Raw genomic sequence first — 18,993 nt, forward strand, 5'->3', positions numbered from 1 at the left:
GTGTTGTCTTGCGGGCCCTGGAGATAGGGCTTGCGAGAAGTCTCGAATCATCAGTAACCGTTTCGTCATGCTGTCTACACGATTCAGGGAAAAAACACACTAGACCAGAGAATGGCCTGACTGCTCGTCTGTATTCACATGGATACAGTCGAGCAATGAATTATCTTGTTCAGCAAACCACAATCTTCGTGGCATGGCATGCCTCGATTCGCGACTTGCGGGCCAAGGTTGCAATCGCTCGTCGCATTGACCGTGCCTCTGCGGGTAATCTAGGCGATATCAAGCCGGTAGGTGATGGTGTCTCCGAAATGCGCGTGGATGTCGGCGCTGGCTATCGGGTTTACTTCACTATGAGAAATGGCGCAGTCATCGTTTTGCTGGCCGGTGGTGACAAGTCTTCGCAAAACACCGATATCCGACGGGCGAAAAAATTGGCAAGGGAGGTTTAAAAATGGGCCACACGTTGACTACCTTCGACATGGCGGCACTACTCGACAGCGACGAAGCCATCAGCGAGTACCTCTCTCAGGTACTGGCAGACGGCGACAACGAAGAATTTCTTCGTGCTATTGGCTACGTGGTAAAGGCCCGTGGCATGACACAAATTGCCAAGGATTCCGGAATGGGCCGCGAAAGCCTGTACAAGGCTTTCGCGCCAGGCGCGAAACCACGTTTTGATACGGTTCTAAAGGTCATCCATGCCCTTGGCATTGATCTCTGCGCACAACCGGGACATGCGGCAAATCACTCGATTGTCTGAGCGCGACCTCGAAAAAGGTGACAGATCTATTTAAACAAATGGATCTGCCACCTTTTTGATTTTACGGCCTATCAAAACCACGCTGCTCAATCACCCGAAACACATCGCTCACATCCTGGACCATGATCCGGGCGATGTTGGTGACGGTGTTGATGTCGTGCTCGGCGTAGTCGGGGAGGCTGGTGCAGGCCATGAGGTTGAGGTATTTGAGGACGGCGTTGAGGCGTTCGCTGAGGCAGTTGTGGAGTTCGCGCAGTGGGGCGTCGGCGTCGATGAGGAGGACGGGGTGCTCGGTGGCGAGGTGGGACATTGGGGAGTAGTGGCGAAGCGGTTTTTGAGTCGTCATGGTGTTAATCCTAATAAAAGTAGAATCGCCACCGTTTTGCTGCGAAACAAAATGGGTGGCAGCTATGCGCGGGTTCGCAGACCGGAGGATTAACACCAAGACCCGGCAGACCCGAAGGTCTCCCACGCACAACCGCCATAAAACGATACGCAGCCGGGAGTCGGCCGTGCCTGACGGAACAAGGTGTCAATCTTAAGGGCTGCGAAACCCTATCGCCAACTGATGTCAGCGACAGACCCACTCTAGGCAGCGATTTTGATAGCTGCAACCGGGGTGTAGGACCGTGCACGGTCATTGTGGGGGGCTTGTCGGAACGCCGCATCGCCCCGTTCGGCGGCGTAGCCGTCGTAAAACCGGGTACTGCGGTGTGTCTGAGGAAACCGGCTAGTAGCGTTTGGGGCTGCTTCGCTGCCCAACGGGGGCAAGCCCCCTCACCACAATGAGAGGATTCCTACAGGATTTGCAGACTTCAAAATCCCGGCCGCTTCTTTACCGAACGATCACTCGTGGGATTTTCGGTGGTGAGGGTGCTTGCTTCTGACTAATCCTGTGCGGATCGCACGTGCGCGGTCACCAACGGTTCTTCTGCATTGGCATCACGTTTCAGCCATTCAGCTGGCGGGCAACCCATCACGTTCAGAAAGCTTTTCGAGAAAGACGCCTGCGAGCTGTAGCCAACCGACTCGGCAATCACCTTGATCTGAACACCATCGCGAAGCATGTCCTGAGCCACCTTCATTCTCCAGGCGGTGACATACCCCATGGGCGATATCCCCATTATCTGGGTGAAGCAGGCTGAAAATTTCGACCTGGACATGTTCGCCAGGCTCGCCAGTTTCTCGACGCTCCAGCGCGCATCCGGCACTGAATGAATGCTGTTGAACACCGCGCCGAGGCGGCCATCCTGCAGGGCATAAAGCAAACCACTGTATATCTTTCCATCTGCCACGGCGCGGCGCACGATCAGGACAAAAATGTATTCAAGCAGCAAGTTCAGCGCTTTGGTTCTTCCTGCACCTTGATCCTGAAATTCGGCAAGTAACGCGCCAATCACCGGGCTGAGATTTTCCAGCTCCCTGAATGGGAAGATCAGTGTTTCTTTGAGTCCGAGAGGGAAGGGTTGCAGGGTGTTGCGCCCGAATTGAAAGGAGGCGCAGATCAACTCCGCGCCCTCAACCGTATTGGAGCGTAACTGGTAACGGCAGCTGCTCGGACAGAACAACACACTGGGTTCTGCGATTGATATTTTCGGCAACCCAGGCTGAACCAAGTCGATATTGCCCTGACTGATGACATGGATGAACGCCATGCCTGGGGGTTTATCGAGGACAAGCGTGCCGTCGATCCGACCAGAGAAGAAAAGCCTGCCCTGAAGGTTCGTGCGTTCGAAGAATTCGGACAGGATATCCATGATAGGGACGACCGGATAAAGACTCTGTACGCGCTGACAAAACCGGATCAGGACGTGGAGATAGGATGAAGTTCTCGCCGATGGTAAACAACGACCCCTTGGGGCGCCATGGCACAGAGCAACTTTTCTTATCGACGATCGGAGTCAAATGTCATGAGCAATGAGACTACTCGCCTTGCACCCCAGTATGCAGACCCGGCAGCTCCTGCGCTGCCAAATCCAGGGATGAAAATTGATCTTTCTCGCGCCGCTCTGGTCGTCATCGACCCGCAAATCGACTTCCTCAGCCCTGAGGGCGTGAGCTGGGGCGTATTTGGTAAAAGCATCGTCGAGCATGATGTCGTCAACCACCTCGGCCAATTGTTCGCCGCCGCCAAGAGCGCCGGCATCACGGTTGCCGTCTCCCCGCACTACTACTATCCGTGCGACCACGAGTGGCATTTCGGCGGGCCGTTGGAAAAGGTCATGCACAACATCTGCATGTTTGATCGCAAAGGACCGTTGAGCCTCGATGGCTTCGAAAACTCCGGTGCCGACTTTATGCCTGAGTTCAAGCAATACATCCTCGATGGCAAAACCATCATCGCCTCGCCGCACAAGGTATATGGCCCGGAAACCAATGATCTTGCACTGCAACTGCGCAAGCATGGCGTGTCGCAAATCATCCTGGCGGGCATGGCGGCGAACCTCTGCGTTGAGTCGCACCTGCGTGAACTGCTGGAGCTTGGGTTTGAAGTGGCCGTGGTTCGTGACGCCACCGCAGGTCCAACTACTCCTGAAGGGGACGGTTACCTGGCCGCTCTGATCAACTTCCGCTACATCGCCAATGCGCTGTTGACGACTGCGCAGACTGTTGAGTTGCTCCAAGCCAAGTAAGGCCCATATAAGCCGGCTGCTCGCTACTCGCGACGCAGCCGTTCAGGAGTGCCGGAAATGCCCAAGCTCCATCGGCGATATCGTCAGCAGGCTTCTGCGGTGATCCAATCCGCAATCACCTGTGCTATTGCAACGGCCATCGCCAGTCCATCGACTCTTTCGGCCAGCCAGTTACTTTCGTATGGATTCAGAGCCTGGTGGGTGGCCTGGTTGACCATCGTGCCATTCGTATTACTGGCGACACCACTGATAAGACGGTTGACGTCCTTTGTGGTGCAAGATGAACCCCAAGAAGCTCGCCTGAATGAGCGACGCTGATTGAGGTCATCTCCGGCAGGGAGTGGCAATTCAGCCTCGGCCAGAAACAGGCACAGGGGTAGAAATGCATCTATCCTTTTTTTTGTCATTTTTTCCTGCTACATCGCATGCCGGAGTTGCTATGAGGAAAACTCATGCTGCCAGTTTCGCGCTATTTCTTGTTTTATGTGGCGTTAGGGTGGCCAACGCTGAATCAACATTCTCCTTTGAGTCAGCGGCAACGCTCGATGACATGTCATCTCTGATCAGATCAAAAACACCACTTGGATCTTCTCGCGAAAATGTCCGAAAAATTTTCGTAGAAGAGGGGCGCGCGACGCAAAAGGTCAAGACGAATGATTCTAGCGTCGAGAAATATATCTACGATATTGATTTATGCCATTACTACATTTGGCGGTGGAATATCTCGTTCGATTACGATGGCAGTGATCAATTGCGTCAAGCCTACGTAAATGGAAATACAGTTTTCCCGCACGGCAATCCAAAGAAGGTCATTCCGAAATTTGCGGAAGAAGGAAAAAAGGCGTCGATATATCGGATGCAACGCCCTAGGCGCGAAGCATACAAGGGCGAGAGTTCGCTGGGATTTTTGCTCTTTGATCGCGACAGCAACCCCAGCACCACTGATGATCAAGCCCTTATTGGCGCCGGTCCTAGCCGAGCCGATCCAATTAACATGGGCAAACTGGTCATCTATAAAGACGTCGAGCCCTGGCGCTCTATTTTCGACTTCGATGCCGCTGACCGCATCGTGCCTTATCAAGGTAATTGCAATACGGCCAGGTAGCCTGGATATCCGGATGGTGGAAAACCGCCAAGCGGATTTTTCACTCTACTGATGCATCCTGGCATTGTAGGGTGGACAACGTTTTTCTTGTCCAGCGGCTTTTATGAATGCCCGCAATGGGGTCGTGTGCAGCCGGTCGCTGGTCAGGTCATTGCGCGTAGGGGGGGCGTCGCAACATTCATTTCACCAGCCGTTACGGCGTTTAACCCGAGGAAAATCCCATGACCCAGACACTGGAACGCGCCATTGCCATCGCCGCCGCAGCGCATGAAGGGCAGGTGGACAAGGGCGGCGCGCCTTACATCCTGCATCCGCTGAGAGTCATGCTGCGGGTGAACACGCTGGAAGAGCGCATCGTCGCGGTGTTGCATGACGTGGTCGAGGACTGTGGCATCAGCTTCGACGATCTACGCAAAGAAGGCTTTAGCGAAACGGTGCTGATGGCGATTGCCTCGGTGACCAAGGTGCCGGGCGAGTCCTACGAGGAGTTTGTCGAGCGCGCCGCGCAGAACCCGATCGGGCGGGTGGTGAAACTGGCGGATCTGGAAGAGAACAGCGACTTGTCGCGGATTACCCAGCCGTCCTGGGAGGATCTGGAGCGTGTTGAGAAGTATCGGCGGGCGATAGGGGTGTTGCGTTCGTAATGAAGTTTGGCACCGCGCTGCAGGCGCGAGTTTCAATCATTCAGAGATGGACGGGCATCAGGGTTAAAAGAGCGAAAGTGTCATTAGTATTTTTCCATTTACTTGTCATCCTCCTTGAAGAGAATCGGTCTAAAAAGCCCGACCCAGGCGTCGTACGATTTGCTATTCTGAAACTGTAGGTGAAGACGCAGACTGATGCGCAAAGGGATAGCGAGGAAGCGTGGGGCGCGCTCCCAAGGGTACACGGTTAGAAAGATCTCCGCGCTGAGATCCAGCCCTTATGCCGTGTGAGGCAGAACAGCCTAAAGCTAAAAATCCTGTTCTGTGAGAGGCCCGATAAACCTTGTAAGCCAGAGACCAGCGCTGGCCACCTACATCGATTTCCAAAGCCCGCCTTGTGCGGGCTTTTTCCTGTTTGCGAGTCGGTGAAACCATTTTAACCACGACGCCCTTTGTAGCCGCTGGCGCAGCCTGCGTTCGGCTACATCAAAAACGGCCAGATCGTGATTTTCGATTCCGGCAGCACCACGCTGCAGATCGCGCGCTCGCTGCCCGCTGACCTCGCAATCACGGCCATTCATCCCGAAGTCGGCATCAGCTCACTTCATTTCGATGAGGTGCCGGTGAAGCAGGCGATGCTTGCCAGCGCTTCCCACGTGATCGCCGTCACCACTGCGGACAAACTGGGAGCGGTGGAGCCCTTCGTTGTCGCGCCTTGCAACCGTGTGCATACGCTGATCACCGAACGTCACGTGGCCTCGGGCAATGTCGAGGATTATCAAAAACTGGGGATCGAGGTAGTGCAAGTGGACGCTTGAGCGTCATCGCGGTCAGCGCTGCATGGGTTACGCTGATAGCAACCACGGGAGGAATACAGCCATGACTGAGCGCCATATGATCCACTCGGAAACACTGTCGAACGGATGCAGCATCGAGGTAAAAGCCGAGATATTGAGAGACGGCTCGTTGAAGATGTTCATTGGTGTTTACCGGCCGGACGGCTCTGTCATCGTTGAGGACAACCACCCGTCACCGCACCTGCTGGACATGGAAGCCGCGATGGAGTGGGGCATCGAAAAAGCCAAAACCATCGGTAACAGCCAAAGAACGCTGTAAGACCTGGCGATAACTGAATCATTAAGCATCTGGAAGGTCGTATCTGCGGTTTGCACGCACCGCGATTGAATTCGTGGATAGCGTCAACTCATCCCCGCAGCTCTGACCTTTGCTTTTAGGATGTTTCAAATGAAGCGCACCGCGATAATGACCCTGGCCATTGCAAGCACTCTCCTGTTGGGAGGCTGCTTTCCTCACTGGGAAGATGACGACAGGTACGATCGGGATCACCGCCGTGAATACCGTCGCGACCATGACCGAGGCTATGATTACCGTGATGATCGAAGGTATGACCGCGATTACGACCGTCGTGATGATCGCCGTCGTTACCGCGATCGGGACGACCGCGACGACGATTGATATTGGGCCCGTCAGCCTTCAGAGCGCAGGGCACTGCCGCTCTGATCTGCCGTCAGTCATGTGAGGTATCACCATGGGAATTTTGTCTGGACGTTTCGCTCGGCGCCTCAGCCATTGGCTGATCGCGGCAGGTATCGGCCTGACCGCCATAGTGCTCGATGCCCAGGCGCAAACCCCACCTCAAGCCACTCAGGAAATAAACAGCTTGCTGGACTTTGTCGAGCACAGTGAGTGCCGGTTTGTGCGTAATGGAAGCGAATACCCGGGCGCTGAGGCTCGGGTACATCTGCAGAAGAAGCTGAAGTATCTTGAAGACCGGAACAAGATAAACAGCGCAGAGGACTTCATCGATCTGGCGGCCAGCCAAAGCAGTATGAGTGGCCGCGCCTATGAAGTGCGTTGTCCGGCAGGCGTACAATCCGCCAGCCTCTGGCTGAAGACTGAGCTACAGAGGCTACGGCAAGGCCAATGATGTCTTGATGGGCTAGCGCAGTAGATGCACCGCCAACCCAATCAGCCCACACCCTATCAGCACCTCGATCACACCCCGCTTGAAGCGGAACAAGGCAATGGCCGCTGCAATGGCGATCAGCGCCGAAGGCCAGTCGAGTTGGCCGCTGAAGCCGTTGGGCCAGAGCACGTGGTAGCCGAAGAAACACGCCAGATTAAGAATCACGCCGACCACCGCCGCGGTAATCGCGGTCAGCGGCGCGGTGAGCCTGAGTTCGTTGTGCGTCGACTCCACCAACGGGCCGCCGGCGAGGATGAACAGAAACGAAGGCAGGAAGGTGAACCAGGTCACCAGCGTGGCAGCGAGGGCGCCGGCCAGGAACACTTGATCGGGGCCGAATACCTGCTGAACATAGGCACCGACAAAACCGACGAAGGCCACCACCATGATCAGCGGCCCGGGGGTGGTTTCGCCGAGCGCCAGACCATCGATCATCTGCGTGGGTGTCAGCCAGCCATAGTGACCGACAGCGCCCTGATACACATAGGGCAGCACGGCATACGCGCCGCCGAACGTCAGCAACGCCGCTTTGGTAAAGAACCAGGCCATCTGGGTGAGGGTGCCGTCCCAGCCGAACAGTGCGGTGAGCATCCCCATCGGCAATGCCCACAAAACAGCGCCCACCAGCAACAGACGCAGCAATTTAAAACGGCTGAAACGGGCGTGTTCGGGAGGCGGGGTGTCGTCGTCGATCAAGGCCGGGCCGAAGGATTTTTTCGCCGCGCCGTGGCCCCCGGTCCTGAACCTTTCAGGTGCCAGACGTCCGCCGATATAACCGATGATCGCGGCGCCCAGCACAATCAACGGGAACGGCACATTGAACACGAAGATGGCCGTGAATGACGCCGCGGCGATCCCCCACAACCAATTATTCTTCAACGCCCGCGAGCCGATCCGGTGGGCCGCCTGCACCACAATGGCGGTCACGGCAGGCTTGATCCCATAAAAAAGACCAGCCACCGCCGGCACTTCGCCAAAGGCGATGTACACCCAGGACAACCCGATCAGGATGAACAGCGAGGGCAGCACAAACAGCGCGCCGGCGATCAGGCCGCCCCACGTGCGGTGCATCAGCCAACCGATATAGGTCGCCAATTGCTGAGCCTCCGGCCCGGGCAGCAACATGCAGTAGTTGAGGGCATGCAGAAAACGCCGTTCCGAGATCCAGCGTCGGCGCTCCACCAATTCCTGGTGCATGATCGAGATCTGTCCGGCCGGCCCGCCGAAACTGATGAAGCCGAGCTTCAGCCAGAACAGGAAGGCTTCTCGCAGGCTGATCGACTCAGGCTTCGACAGGTCCTGTTCGACGGTCGAAGAGGGGTTTTTATTCAAATGACCATTCCCTTTTCAACGGGCGATTCAGGCCTTCAAGGCGTCCCGAACATCGCTGTCCAATAGATTCCCGCGTCACTCTTCGGGTCCACCGCATAGGCCGCACCCAGCTCGCGAAATTGTGGGTTCATCAGGTTGGCGCAATGTCCCGGGCTGGCCAGCCAGCCATCGACCACCTTGCGCACGGTGTCTTGCCCGGCGGCGATGTTTTCACCGACCTGCTGACCGGCGTAACCCGCCAATTCAGCCCGATCACCCGGTGTACGGCCATCGCGGTCCTTGTGATCGAAATAGTTATTGTTGGCCATGGCCCGGCTGTGGGTCTCGGCGGCGGAGCCCAGCGTGGCGTTCCACGCCAGTGGCGTCGTGGCGCCAAAGGCTTGGGTGCCGCACTGGCGTGTCTGAGCGCGGGCGCTGTTCATCGCTTCAAGCAGTTTTTGTCCCTCCGCCTGCCAGTCGCCCAGACGCCCGGTCAACAGCGGACGCGCCAGCACGATGCGCCATTCACGGCCATCGCGGCTGACGCCGATGTCGACGAATTGCGGGTCCAGCACCACCTGGCAGAAGCTCTCCTGAATTGCCTTCATGGCGGATGGCGCATCACGCGGGCCGGACAAGCTGATCGCCTGCACATTGACCATCGGATAAGCCGCGCGGGCCAGTGCCTGTTGCAAGTCGCCGATGCTGTTGGCGGACAGGACCAGACGTGGATCGCTCGCCAGCGGTGGCAGCTCCGATGACGCCTGGCCGCCGCAACGCTGCACCTGACTGCGGTAAACGTTGATCGATTCGACCAGTTGCGTTTCTTCGACCGCCGACGCGGCGACGTTGAACACCAGCGCGAATGACAACACGCCAAGATGCAAAACGGATGACAGGCTGCGCATGAAAATCTCCCTTGATCGGACTGCGCCCATGATGCGCGATTTCACCCCTCCCGAGGCAATGCCTTTTTGCGTTTATTGCCAGGCGACTGGAATGATTGGCGACGACTACAATCACAGCAGGTCAGGCCACAACATCGTCGTTTCATTGCTCAAGCCAAGTGTCATCGGAAGGATCGATCATGCGATTAAAATGGGTAGCCACCTGCTTCGCAATCATCCTTCTGTGTGGACAGCTATTGGCGGCTGACCAGGAGCAAAAACAGGAAGTGGCTGAGGACAAGGCGCAGGTCCTGGAAGAGAAAGCGGCAGAGAAGGGCAGCGAAGTTCCGGTGCCCAAGGCCGCAGTCATCAGCCCCTCCGAAGCGCAGGCGGTCGATCCGGCAGGCGCAGCCCCTCTGGACGATGCAATCACTTGCATGGCCCGCAGTATTTATTGGGAAGCCAAAGGTGTGGCAGGTGCCGACATGGAAGCCGTCGCCAACGTGGTCATGAACCGGCTCGGCCACGAGGGTTTTCCCGATACGGTGTGTGCCGTAGTCAAGCAAGGTTCTGAAACGCGTTCCTGCCAGTTTTCGTGGTGGTGCGACGGACGTGCGGATCAGGTCAAGGAAGACGACGAATATGCCCTCGCCAAGGAAATCGCGCGCAAGGCCCTCAACAAGCAACTCACGGACCGCACCCATGGTGCTTTGTATTTCCACGACAGAACGGTAAAGCCCGCCTGGGCGAAGAAATACATCAAGACGGCCGAGACCCGGAAGTTTCTCTTCTACAAGCCTCGGGGCGGGAAGGCGCAGTAGGTGCGAATCGCTTGATGAGCATAGAAGGAGGGAGTGCTGCCGGTAGGATTTTACGGTTTTTTTACGGTGGATATTCTTCCCCACGATGATACTTACCGCGTTTTTTGATCATCAATAATGCCTGCGATCCTTCGTCCTCCGGTTGATTTGAGGTCAGTTCCTTTTCCTCCGTTTCAGAGAAGCTATCCGTGAGCGAAACAACAATCCTTGCCCATGAAGAGTCCCACTCCAAAACATCAGGCGTGGGTTTGCTCATCGCCGCGGTGGGCGTGGTTTATGGGGATATCGGCACCAGTCCGCTTTACACCCTCAAGGAAGTGTTCGCCGGTCACTACGGAGTTCAGGCCAATCACGACGGTGTACTGGGCGTTCTGTCGTTGATCTTCTGGTCACTGATCTGGGTCGTCTCGATCAAGTACGTATTGTTTATCCTTCGCGCCGACAACCAGGGCGAGGGTGGGATCATGGCCTTGACGGCACTGGCGCGTCGGGCCGCCGCGCCGTTTCCCAAAATGAGCAGGGTCCTGGTATTGCTTGGCTTGTTTGGCGCGGCACTTTTTTACGGCGACAGCATGATCACCCCAGCCATCTCGGTGCTCTCTGCGGTTGAAGGGCTACAGCTTGCGTTCGATGGCATCGAGCATTGGGTGGTGCCGTTGTCCCTTGTCGTCCTGGTGGCACTTTTCCTGATACAGAAACATGGCACGGCGCGTATCGGCATCCTGTTCGGCCCGGTCATGGTGCTGTGGTTTGTGGTGCTAGGCACACTCGGCATTTATGGCATCTTGCAACGGCCGGAAGTTCTGCAAGCGCTGAATCCTGCGTGGGCGGTGCAATTTTTCGTGGTTCATCCGGGCATCGGTGTCGCCATTCTGGGCGCCGTTGTGTTGGCATTGACCGGTGCTGAAGCACTGTATGCCGACATGGGCCATTTTGGCCGCAAACCCATTGCTCGTGCCTGGTTCATCCTGGTGCTCCCCGGTTTGTTACTCAACTATTTTGGTCAAGGCGCGCTGATACTCGGAAACCCGGAGGCGGTACGTAATCCGTTCTATCTATTGGCACCTGACTGGGCGTTGCTGCCGATGGTTGCGCTCTCGACCCTGGCCACCATCATCGCCTCCCAAGCGGTAATTTCCGGGGCGTTCTCACTGACTCGCCAGGCCATTCAACTGGGTTACGTGCCGCGTATGTTCATTCAGCACACCTCCAGTCAGGAACAGGGGCAGATTTACATCGGCATGGTGAACTGGGCGCTGATGGTCGGCGTTGTGTTGTTGGTCATCGGCTTTGAATCGTCCAGCGCCCTGGCGGCGGCCTATGGCGTGGCGGTGACGGGGACCATGCTGATTACGACCATTTTGTCCTCGGCCGTCGTCTTGCTGCTTTGGAAAACACCTCGTTGGTTGGCGATTCCAATGCTGTTGGGTTTTCTCATTGTGGACAGCCTGTACTTTGCCGCCAACGCACCGAAGATTTTCCAGGGCGGTGCGTTCCCGGTCATTGCGGGTATTGCCCTGTTCATTTTGATGACCACCTGGAAACGGGGTCGAAAGATCATTGTCGAGCGACTGGACGAAACCACGCTGCCACTGCCGTTGTTCATCAGCAGCATCGGCTCGCAACCACCTCATCGTGTGCAGGGCACAGCGGTATTTCTGACAGCCAGGTCTGATGCCGTCCCTCATGCGCTTTTGCACAATCTGTTGCATAACCAGGTGCTGCACGAACAGGTCGTGTTACTCACCGTGGTGTCTGAAGACAGCCCGCGGGTGGCGGCGGATCGGCGATTCGAGGTCGAGGCGTATGGTGAAGGGTTCTTTCGGGTGAGTTTGCACTTTGGTTTTATCGAGGAGCCCGATGTACCTCTGGCGTTGAGCCTGTGCCATTTGAAAGAACTGGATTTCAGCCCGATGCGCACCACTTACTTCCTCAGCCGGGAGACGGTCATCCCGACCAAGCGTATCGGCATGGCCCGTTGGCGCGAAACCCTGTTCGCGTTTTTGCTGAAGAACGCCAACAGCAACCTCAAATACTTCAAGTTGCCGCTCAATCGCGTGATAGAGCTGGGCACGCAGGTTGAGATGTAGACGGCATAATCCAAGCGGGCTTGCTCGCGAAGAGGGAGTGTCAGTCGACATCACCGTTGCCTGATACACCGCTTTCGTGAGCAAGCCCGCTCCCACAGGTTCTGCGTTTAATGGCCTGGATGTTTTTAACTCTGCAGTGTTGTCATTAAACCCAGCGGTTTATCGAGTTCTTACATGTGAACCTTCAGGGTGCCTAGCGCTCCAGCGCTGTTCATGGCGTGCGCTCTTTCTCAATTTTATGCAAAATCACGAGTATAACGTCCTCACAGCGTATTGATCGCAGATCCTGCATCAAGCGCCCTGAAGTAAAGATGTTAAGCACGTATTGTGAATAATCGATCGCGCTGATGCAGCGCAACGAGAACCGATATGAAAACCCATTTTGAGATAAGTGATGTCCTTGAGCCCAAGAGCCAGTCACCCATCAGCAGCCGGCGGTAACAGCATGATCGAAGTCACCGAGGTTTCCATTGCCCAACTGCGTGCTGCGCTCGCATCGGGCCGGACGACGGCGGTTGAGTTGGTCCAGGCCTATCTCGCCAGAATCGACGCCTACGACGGCCCTGACACGCCCACCGCCCTCAACGCGGTGGTGGTTCGCAACCCCGATGCGCTCAAGGAAGCGCAGGCGTCCGATGCCCGTCGGGCCAAGGGCCAGACGCTGGGTCCGCTCGATGGCATTCCTTATACGGCGAAAGACAGTTATCTGGTGAAGGGGCTTACCGCAGCCTCTGGAAGTCCCGCTTTCGCGAACCTGATTGCTTATCGCGATGCGTTCACCATCGAACGGCTTCGTGCCGCTGGCGCGATTTGCCTGGGCAAAACCAATATGCCGCCCATGGCTAACGGCGGCATGCAGCGCGGGGTTTATGGCCGTGCGGAGAGCCCGTACAACGCGGATTATCTCACCGCCCCCTTCGCATCGGGCTCATCGAACGGCGCCGGTACTGCAACCGCCGCCAGTTTCGCGGCATTCGGCCTCGCCGAGGAAACCTGGTCGAGCGGCCGGGGGCCTGCCTCGAACAATGGTTTGTGTGCTTATACGCCTTCGCGCGGCGTGATCTCGGTGCGCGGGAACTGGCCGTTGACGCCGACCATGGACGTTGTCGTACCGTTTGCCAGAACGATGGCAGACCTGCTCGAAGTGCTCGACGTAGTCGTGGCGGAGGATCCCGACACACGAGGCGATCTGTGGCGGATGCAACCCTGGGTGCCCATTCCGAGTGTCGCCTCGGTGCGTCCCGCGTCCTATGGGTCGCTTGCCGCAAATCCCGATGCCCTCGCCGGAAAACGCTTCGGCGTTCCTCGTATGTACATCAACGCGGATCCCGAGGCAGGCACCAGCGATGCGCCTGGCATCGGTGGCCCGACGGGCCAGCGAATCAACACCCGCCCCTCGGTGATCGGGCTCTGGGAACAGGCTCGCAAGGCACTCGAAGCCTTTGGTGCCGAAGTGATCGAGGTCGATTTCCCGCTGGTCTCCAATTGCGAAGGCGATCGTCCTGGTGCACCGACCGTGTTTAACCGCGGCCTGGTTTCCAAAGAGTTCCTTCACCATGAGTTGTGGGATCTGACGGCCTGGGCGTTCGACGATTTTCTGCGGGCCAACGGCGATCCAAAACTCAATCGCCTGGTCGATGTGAACGGACCGCTGATTTTCCCGCACGATCCGGGAACGCTGCCCAACCGCGAGGGCGATCTTGCCGCTGGCATGGATGAGTATGTGCGAATGGCCGAACGCGGCATCACCCCTTGGGATCAGATCAGCACGGTGCCTGACGGACTACGCGGCCTTGAACAGACGCGCCGAATCGACCTTGAGGACTGGATGGATCGATTGGGGCTCGACGCGGTGATCTTCCCGACGGTGGCCGACGTTGGGCCGGCGAATGCCGATATCGATCCGAAGTCGGCGGATATCGCATGGAGTAACGGTGTCTGGGTCGCCAACGGCAACCTCGCCATCCGCCACTTGGGTGTGCCCACGGTCACAGTGCCGATGGGCATCATGCCGGACATCGGCATGCCCGTCGGGCTGACCTTTGCCGGTCGAGCCTATGACGATTCCACACTGCTGCGCTTGGCTTCGGCGTTTGAGTCGACGGGGACGAAGCGATTGATCCCGCCGCGAACCCCACCATTGTCCGGTGGCCAAAAATAGAAACGGCGGGGTTGGGGCTCAGAATCTCGCCCTGACCCGGCCAAGGGTGCTGGACTTCGTGGTGAAAAGGAATTGCAGTTGAACGAACAGACATTGTCCATGCGCCTGGAGCGCGTAGCGGCGCATGTGCCAGCGGATGCGTGCCTGGCCGATATCGGCTCGGATCACGGCTACCTGCCGGTGGCGTTGATGCGCCGTGGCGCCATCGCGGCGGCGGTGGCCGGCGAGGTGGCATTGACGCCGTTTCGCTCGGCCGAACGCACCGTGCGCGACAACGGCCTGACTCGCCGGATCACCGTGCGCCTGGCCAGTGGCCTGGCGGCGATCGAGCCGGGAGACGGGATCACAGCGATCAGCATCTGCGGCATGGGCGGCGAGACGATCCGCGACATCCTCGACAGCGGCAAGGCGCGTCTGAGCGGCCAGGAGCGGCTGATCCTGCAGCCCAACGGCGGCGAACAACCCCTGCGTCACTGGCTGATGGAAAATGGCTACCGCATCCTGTGTGAGGAAGTGCTGCGGGAAAACCGTTTCTACTACGAAATCATCGTCGCCGAGAGTGCCGGGCCGGTGATGTACAGCGCCGAGGAGCTGTACTTCGGCCCGCTGCAGATGCAGGCACGCAGCCCGGCGTTCCTGAGCAAATGGCAGCGCATGCTGCGCGAAAAGCACAAGACGTTGGCCAACTTCGCCCGGGCGCGGCAGGCCGTACCCGAGGAGAAGGTGCAAGACATCGCCCGGCAGGCCCGGTGGATTACCGAGCTGCTGGCTTGAGCCCGGTCCTGATGCCCGGCTTTCATGCTGATCTTCCTTGAGTAGTACTCGAGAAATGACTGGTAAAAAACCACAGCGCCAAAGCTGTAGCACTGAGCAAGGCGCCCAGCAGGCTGACTGCCATCCAGCCCCAGAGCGCATAAACCTGGGTCGCGGCTGCCGCCCCCAGCGCGCTACCGACCGAGTAGAAGCACATATATGCGCCGACCATGCGACTTTGGGCATCGGGTCGTGCAGCAAAAATGAGGCTCTGGTTGGTGACGTGTACCGCTTGCACCGCGAAGTCGAGCAAAACCACGCCGCAAACCAGCGCGATCAGGGACGTCTCGGCAAAAGTGATGAGCAACCAGGAAAGCGTCAGGAGTCCCAGCGAAATGCCGGTCACTCGTTGTCCCAAACCCTGGTCGGCCCAGCGACCGGCTCTTCTTGCAGCAAGGGCTCCGGCGACGCCGGCCAAGCCAAACATGCCGATGGCCGTGTGTGAAAGCGTCAGAGGCGGAGCGCTCAACGGCAGCACCATAGCTGTCCATAGCACGGAAAAGGCGGCAAAGATCAGTAAGGCCAGCAGGCCCCTGATCCGCAAAACCGGTTCGGTCATGAACAGCTTGAACAGCGACCGGATGAGCGCTGGGTAGGAGTGTTGAGTGCGTGGTGACACTGCGGCAGGAACCACTTTCCAGAACACCGCCGCGACAGTCAGCATCAATCCCGAGGAAACGAAATAAACGGCGCGCCAGCCCGCGAGATCTGCGATCAGCCCAGAGGTAAACCGTGCCAGCAGAATACCCAGGACAATGCCGCTGGTGACTGTCCCCACGGCCTGCCCACGTTGTGATGGCGTTGCCAGCACGGCGGCATAGGCCACAAGCACCTGCGCGACCACTGCCAGTAAGCCCATCATGATCATGGCTCCCAGCAGGGCCAGCCATTGCTGCGATGCGCCAACGGCCGCCAGCGCAATCGCAGACAGCACCACTTGAGTGATAATCAGCCGTTTGCGGTTCACCCGGTCGCCCAGCGGCACGATGAACAGTAACCCCAGCGCATACCCCACCTGAGTGGCCGTCACCACGACCCCGATCAATCCCGAGGCGACGCCCAGGCTTTGCGCCATTGAGGCCAGCAAGGGTTGGGCAAAGTAAACATTGGCGACTGCAAGTGCGCAGGTGACGGAAAACAATAATGTGAGCGACGGAGAAAGTCCCGCAGTCCGGTCGGTTCTGCTGCTTTCTCTGGTATCCGTATGCGGCAATCCCGAAGGCTGCCTGGAGAAAGGTTGGGTGGCTGAGTCGGCATCTGCTGTCATACACGCCTCCATGGCGTTAAACTGGTTTCAATTAAAAACTGGTTGCGATTGTTATCGAGCAAGGTTTCAAATTGCAACCGGATTGATCGACAGACTTGGTCAGGAGGTAAATACGATGGTCGAAGGTGCTTCACCACAAAGCGGCGAATGCCCGGTAGCAAGAACACTGGAGGCCATTGGCGATCGCTGGTCGCTGATGATCATCCGCGACGCATTTGACGACATTCGCCGATTCAGTGAATTTCAAAAGAGCTTGGGCGTGGCCAAAAATATTCTGGCATCGCGCCTGAAAACCTTGGTCGAGGTCGGTGTATTCGACGTTCGACCGGCATCAGATGGAAGCGCCTACAAGGAGTACGTGCTTACGAACAAAGGACGGGAGATCTTTCCGGTTGTGGTCAGCATGAGGCAGTGGGGCGAACGTTTCCTGTTCGAGCCGGGAGAGACGCGTTCTGTGCTGTTGGACAACGAGTCCAGACAGGTGCTGATGCCGATTGATGTTCGCTCATCAAGCGGTCAAAAACTTGGACCGTCTGACTGCCACAGAGTGAGACTTGTTGCCGACAAGTCGTGAATCGACAGCAGGCTTATCTCAAGGCCCGTTATCCCAGGCAACGCAGCCGGCGCCCGACGCATTCGGCTATCGATTCAGCAGAGGTGCCAGCAATGCGCACATACTGCGCCAGTGCGAACCCTCCCAGTAAACCCGTTGGCAGGCATCGCAGCGCAGGAAGTGCGAATAGAGGACGCCAACGCGTGGCGGCACCTGCTGTCGGGCCAGCTCCGGGCTGATCTCGTGCAGCGGCAGGTTGCAATGAAGGCACAGGCTGAATGGCCGTGCGCTACGCGCCAGGTCGAGGCGCTCATACAATTCGCGCAGCTGCAGCGACGGTTTCAGGGCATGCACATAACAGCCGTGACTGATGATCCGCCGCTTGAGCAGTTCGCGGTCGCGGGTTAGCACGATGCGTCCTTGCTGCGCAGCGATCTCGGCGATCTCGCCATCCTCGAAGCCATTGTCGTAGAGGGTGTCGAAGCCACTCATGCGCAGCAGATTGGCCAGCCCGCCAAGGTGTGCATCAGCGACGAAACGCAGCACCCGTAAAGGTTGCGCACGAACCTTGAGCAGCGGGCTGATGTCCAGCGCTTCGAACTTGGGATACACCGCCAGCCGGTCACTGTCCAGGATCACCCGCTCGAAACCCACCGACTCGCCGTTGAGCAGCACCAGCTCGACCTCGGTGTGCGGTATGCCGAGCGCCTCGATCATGTGCTTGACCGTCGCCCCTCGCGCGCACTCGCAGGTGAAGGACTGCCGCCGCCGTTCGGCCGGCAGGAAATCGTTGAGCTCCTCGTAGAAGCGGAAGGTTGCACGGGTCATGTTGAACAGTATGGCAGGGCTGCAGGATCAGCGAGGTTGTAGGAGCGAGCTTGCTCGCGAAGGCGGCAGTACAGTCAACAGTGATGTCGCCTGACCAGCTCCTCAACCTTGCCAAGCACTAACCCTTCAAAGCCGCTTCGATCGCAGCGATGTCGATCTTTGTCATCCCCATCATGGCGTCGAACGCGCGCTTGGCCGCCGCTCGATCAGGACTGTTTATCGCGGCTGTCAGCACGCGCGGTGTGATCTGCCATGACAGCCCCCATTTGTCCTTGCACCAACCGCATGCACTTTCCTGGCCGCCATTTCCGACAATCGCATTCCAAAAGCGGTCCGTTTCGGCTTGATCGTCGGTCGCGACCTGGAACGAGAAAGCTTCGTTGTGCTTGAACGTTGAGCCCCCATTCAGTCCAAGACAAGGGATGCCCATCACCGTGAACTCGACCGTCAAGACATCGCCCTGTTTGCCCGCCGGATAGTCGCCAGGCGCACGAAGAATAGCTCCCACAACGCTGTCCGGGAATGTTTCGGCGTAGAACTTCGCAGCGTCCAGCACGGTGCCGTCGTACCAGAGACAAATCGTGTTCTTGCTGATCATCTTGGTTCTCCAGAATTGGGACTGATACGTGCATTCTAGCAGCGCAGGCAACCGGACTATTTTGGCAGCCTGAATCAGGGCTGGCGGCAGGCCATTGAGAACATGCATTCAATTGTAAGAGCCCATTTCAGCGACTACACTGCAGCCCATGAAACGCTATCTGCGGTTTTGCATCATCTTCATGATCAGCTTGGCGCTTCCTATCAGCGGGATGGCGGGCGTTCAGGCACAGACAGAACCTTGCCCAATGAAGACGATGAGCATGGCGATGATGGACGACATGGAAATGGACTGCTGCAACGACATGAAAAGCCCGACAGAGCATGGCAAACCCTGCAAGCCGGGCCAGGAATGCAAGACTGGCGGCATGCTGCAAGTCTCGATCCTCAAGCCTCCTGTAACCGTATTCAGCCCCGTCGTGCTTTCCTGCTCCAGTGAATCCCTACCCGTACAGACCCCGTCCGGGGTATGGCGACCGCCTCGCGTTTGATTCCTGTCCCACATTGAGCCTCATTCCGCATTAGCGGGGTGGACT

Annotated in this window: 22 protein-coding genes and 1 pseudogene; 16 read left to right on the plus strand and 7 right to left on the minus strand. The window is 57.7% G+C overall.

What is annotated here, in order from left to right; translation table 11 throughout:
- Nucleotides 1-155: 155 nt before the first annotated feature.
- A complete protein-coding gene (locus MEB48_RS07675) occupies nt 156-449 on the plus strand; it encodes a type II toxin-antitoxin system RelE/ParE family toxin (RefSeq protein ID WP_201060167.1) in 294 nt (97 codons plus the stop codon).
- A gap of 2 nt (nt 450-451) precedes the next feature.
- Entirely contained in the window at nt 452-760 is a 309-nt protein-coding gene (locus MEB48_RS07680) for an addiction module antidote protein (RefSeq protein WP_095053372.1), read from the plus strand.
- Nucleotides 761-821: 61 nt separating this feature from the next.
- Here MEB48_RS07680 and MEB48_RS07685 read toward each other — a convergent pair whose 3' ends face one another.
- Nucleotides 822-1,106, minus strand: a complete 285-nt coding sequence (locus MEB48_RS07685; RefSeq protein WP_237883354.1) for a fructose-bisphosphate aldolase — start codon at nt 1,104-1,106, stop codon at nt 822-824.
- A 541-nt stretch (nt 1,107-1,647) separates the two neighbouring features.
- Nucleotides 1,648-2,517: a helix-turn-helix transcriptional regulator gene (locus tag MEB48_RS07690; RefSeq protein ID WP_237883356.1), complete on the minus strand. Its 870-nt coding sequence runs from the start codon at nt 2,515-2,517 to the stop codon at nt 1,648-1,650.
- 153 nt (nt 2,518-2,670) lie between these two features.
- Here MEB48_RS07690 and MEB48_RS07695 point away from each other — a divergent pair, with 153 nt between their 5' ends.
- The 8 genes and pseudogenes from MEB48_RS07695 to MEB48_RS07730 all read left to right on the plus strand — a co-directional run bounded on the left by MEB48_RS07695 (nt 2,671) and on the right by MEB48_RS07730 (nt 7,090).
- Nucleotides 2,671-3,393, plus strand: coding sequence for a cysteine hydrolase (locus MEB48_RS07695; RefSeq protein WP_237883358.1), 723 nt, complete (start codon nt 2,671-2,673; stop codon nt 3,391-3,393).
- Nucleotides 3,394-3,450: 57 nt separating this feature from the next.
- The gene (locus MEB48_RS29335) at nt 3,451-3,711 is read left to right on the plus strand and encodes a DUF2798 domain-containing protein (protein ID WP_442969067.1); all 261 of its coding nucleotides are present in this window, start codon (nt 3,451-3,453) and stop codon (nt 3,709-3,711) included.
- A 121-nt stretch (nt 3,712-3,832) separates the two neighbouring features.
- Nucleotides 3,833-4,498 (plus strand): hypothetical protein, encoded by a 666-nt coding sequence (locus tag MEB48_RS07705; RefSeq protein ID WP_237883361.1) that lies wholly within the window; start codon nt 3,833-3,835, stop codon nt 4,496-4,498.
- Nucleotides 4,499-4,719: 221 nt separating this feature from the next.
- Complete coding sequence (locus MEB48_RS07710) at nt 4,720-5,142, plus strand: HD domain-containing protein (protein WP_237883363.1); 423 nt, start codon at nt 4,720-4,722, stop codon at nt 5,140-5,142.
- A gap of 461 nt (nt 5,143-5,603) precedes the next feature.
- Nucleotides 5,604-5,960, plus strand: a pseudogene (locus MEB48_RS07715) (DeoR/GlpR family DNA-binding transcription regulator); the annotation flags it as partial.
- 61 nt (nt 5,961-6,021) lie between these two features.
- Complete coding sequence (locus MEB48_RS07720) at nt 6,022-6,258, plus strand: hypothetical protein (protein WP_237883365.1); 237 nt, start codon at nt 6,022-6,024, stop codon at nt 6,256-6,258.
- 129 nt (nt 6,259-6,387) lie between these two features.
- Nucleotides 6,388-6,618, plus strand: coding sequence for a hypothetical protein (locus tag MEB48_RS07725; RefSeq protein WP_095053364.1), 231 nt, complete (start codon nt 6,388-6,390; stop codon nt 6,616-6,618).
- Nucleotides 6,619-6,691: 73 nt separating this feature from the next.
- A complete protein-coding gene (locus MEB48_RS07730) occupies nt 6,692-7,090 on the plus strand; it encodes a DUF5329 domain-containing protein (protein ID WP_237883366.1) in 399 nt (132 codons plus the stop codon).
- A gap of 12 nt (nt 7,091-7,102) precedes the next feature.
- Here the strand turns inward: MEB48_RS07730 and chrA are convergent, their stop codons facing one another.
- Nucleotides 7,103-8,461: a chromate efflux transporter gene (chrA, locus tag MEB48_RS07735; protein WP_237883368.1), complete on the minus strand. Its 1,359-nt coding sequence runs from the start codon at nt 8,459-8,461 to the stop codon at nt 7,103-7,105.
- A 35-nt stretch (nt 8,462-8,496) separates the two neighbouring features.
- Nucleotides 8,497-9,348 carry a CAP domain-containing protein gene (locus MEB48_RS07740; protein ID WP_237883370.1) on the minus strand — a complete coding sequence of 284 codons (852 nt, stop codon included), beginning with the start codon at nt 9,346-9,348 and terminating at the stop codon, nt 8,497-8,499.
- 179 nt (nt 9,349-9,527) lie between these two features.
- On the opposite strand from MEB48_RS07740, the gene MEB48_RS07745 reads away from it, so the two are divergent.
- The 4 genes from MEB48_RS07745 (at nt 9,528) to MEB48_RS07760 (ending at nt 15,173) form a co-directional block, all read left to right on the plus strand.
- Nucleotides 9,528-10,148, plus strand: a complete 621-nt coding sequence (locus MEB48_RS07745; protein WP_237883372.1) for a cell wall hydrolase — start codon at nt 9,528-9,530, stop codon at nt 10,146-10,148.
- A 188-nt stretch (nt 10,149-10,336) separates the two neighbouring features.
- Nucleotides 10,337-12,238, plus strand: coding sequence for a potassium transporter Kup (locus tag MEB48_RS07750; RefSeq protein WP_237883374.1), 1,902 nt, complete (start codon nt 10,337-10,339; stop codon nt 12,236-12,238).
- A 445-nt stretch (nt 12,239-12,683) separates the two neighbouring features.
- Complete coding sequence (locus tag MEB48_RS07755; RefSeq protein WP_237883376.1) at nt 12,684-14,399, plus strand: amidase; 1,716 nt, start codon at nt 12,684-12,686, stop codon at nt 14,397-14,399.
- 78 nt (nt 14,400-14,477) lie between these two features.
- The gene (locus MEB48_RS07760; protein ID WP_330932698.1) at nt 14,478-15,173 is read left to right on the plus strand and encodes a tRNA (adenine(22)-N(1))-methyltransferase; all 696 of its coding nucleotides are present in this window, start codon (nt 14,478-14,480) and stop codon (nt 15,171-15,173) included.
- 22 nt (nt 15,174-15,195) lie between these two features.
- Here MEB48_RS07760 and MEB48_RS07765 read toward each other — a convergent pair whose 3' ends face one another.
- Nucleotides 15,196-16,479: an MFS transporter gene (locus MEB48_RS07765; RefSeq protein WP_237883378.1), complete on the minus strand. Its 1,284-nt coding sequence runs from the start codon at nt 16,477-16,479 to the stop codon at nt 15,196-15,198.
- A 115-nt stretch (nt 16,480-16,594) separates the two neighbouring features.
- Here MEB48_RS07765 and MEB48_RS07770 point away from each other — a divergent pair, with 115 nt between their 5' ends.
- Complete coding sequence (locus MEB48_RS07770) at nt 16,595-17,053, plus strand: winged helix-turn-helix transcriptional regulator (RefSeq protein WP_237883380.1); 459 nt, start codon at nt 16,595-16,597, stop codon at nt 17,051-17,053.
- A gap of 66 nt (nt 17,054-17,119) precedes the next feature.
- Here MEB48_RS07770 and MEB48_RS07775 read toward each other — a convergent pair whose 3' ends face one another.
- Nucleotides 17,120-17,860: a Mut7-C ubiquitin/RNAse domain-containing protein gene (locus MEB48_RS07775; protein ID WP_237883382.1), complete on the minus strand. Its 741-nt coding sequence runs from the start codon at nt 17,858-17,860 to the stop codon at nt 17,120-17,122.
- Between the two features lie 118 nt (nt 17,861-17,978).
- Nucleotides 17,979-18,458 (minus strand): VOC family protein, encoded by a 480-nt coding sequence (locus MEB48_RS07780; protein ID WP_237883384.1) that lies wholly within the window; start codon nt 18,456-18,458, stop codon nt 17,979-17,981.
- Between the two features lie 148 nt (nt 18,459-18,606).
- Here MEB48_RS07780 and MEB48_RS07785 point away from each other — a divergent pair, with 148 nt between their 5' ends.
- Nucleotides 18,607-18,948, plus strand: coding sequence for a hypothetical protein (locus MEB48_RS07785; RefSeq protein WP_237883386.1), 342 nt, complete (start codon nt 18,607-18,609; stop codon nt 18,946-18,948).
- Nucleotides 18,949-18,993: the final 45 nt, after the last annotated feature.

The sequence above is a fragment of the Pseudomonas sp. PGPR40 genome (genome assembly GCF_022014505.1).
In the GTDB taxonomy this organism is placed as follows: domain Bacteria; phylum Pseudomonadota; class Gammaproteobacteria; order Pseudomonadales; family Pseudomonadaceae; genus Aquipseudomonas.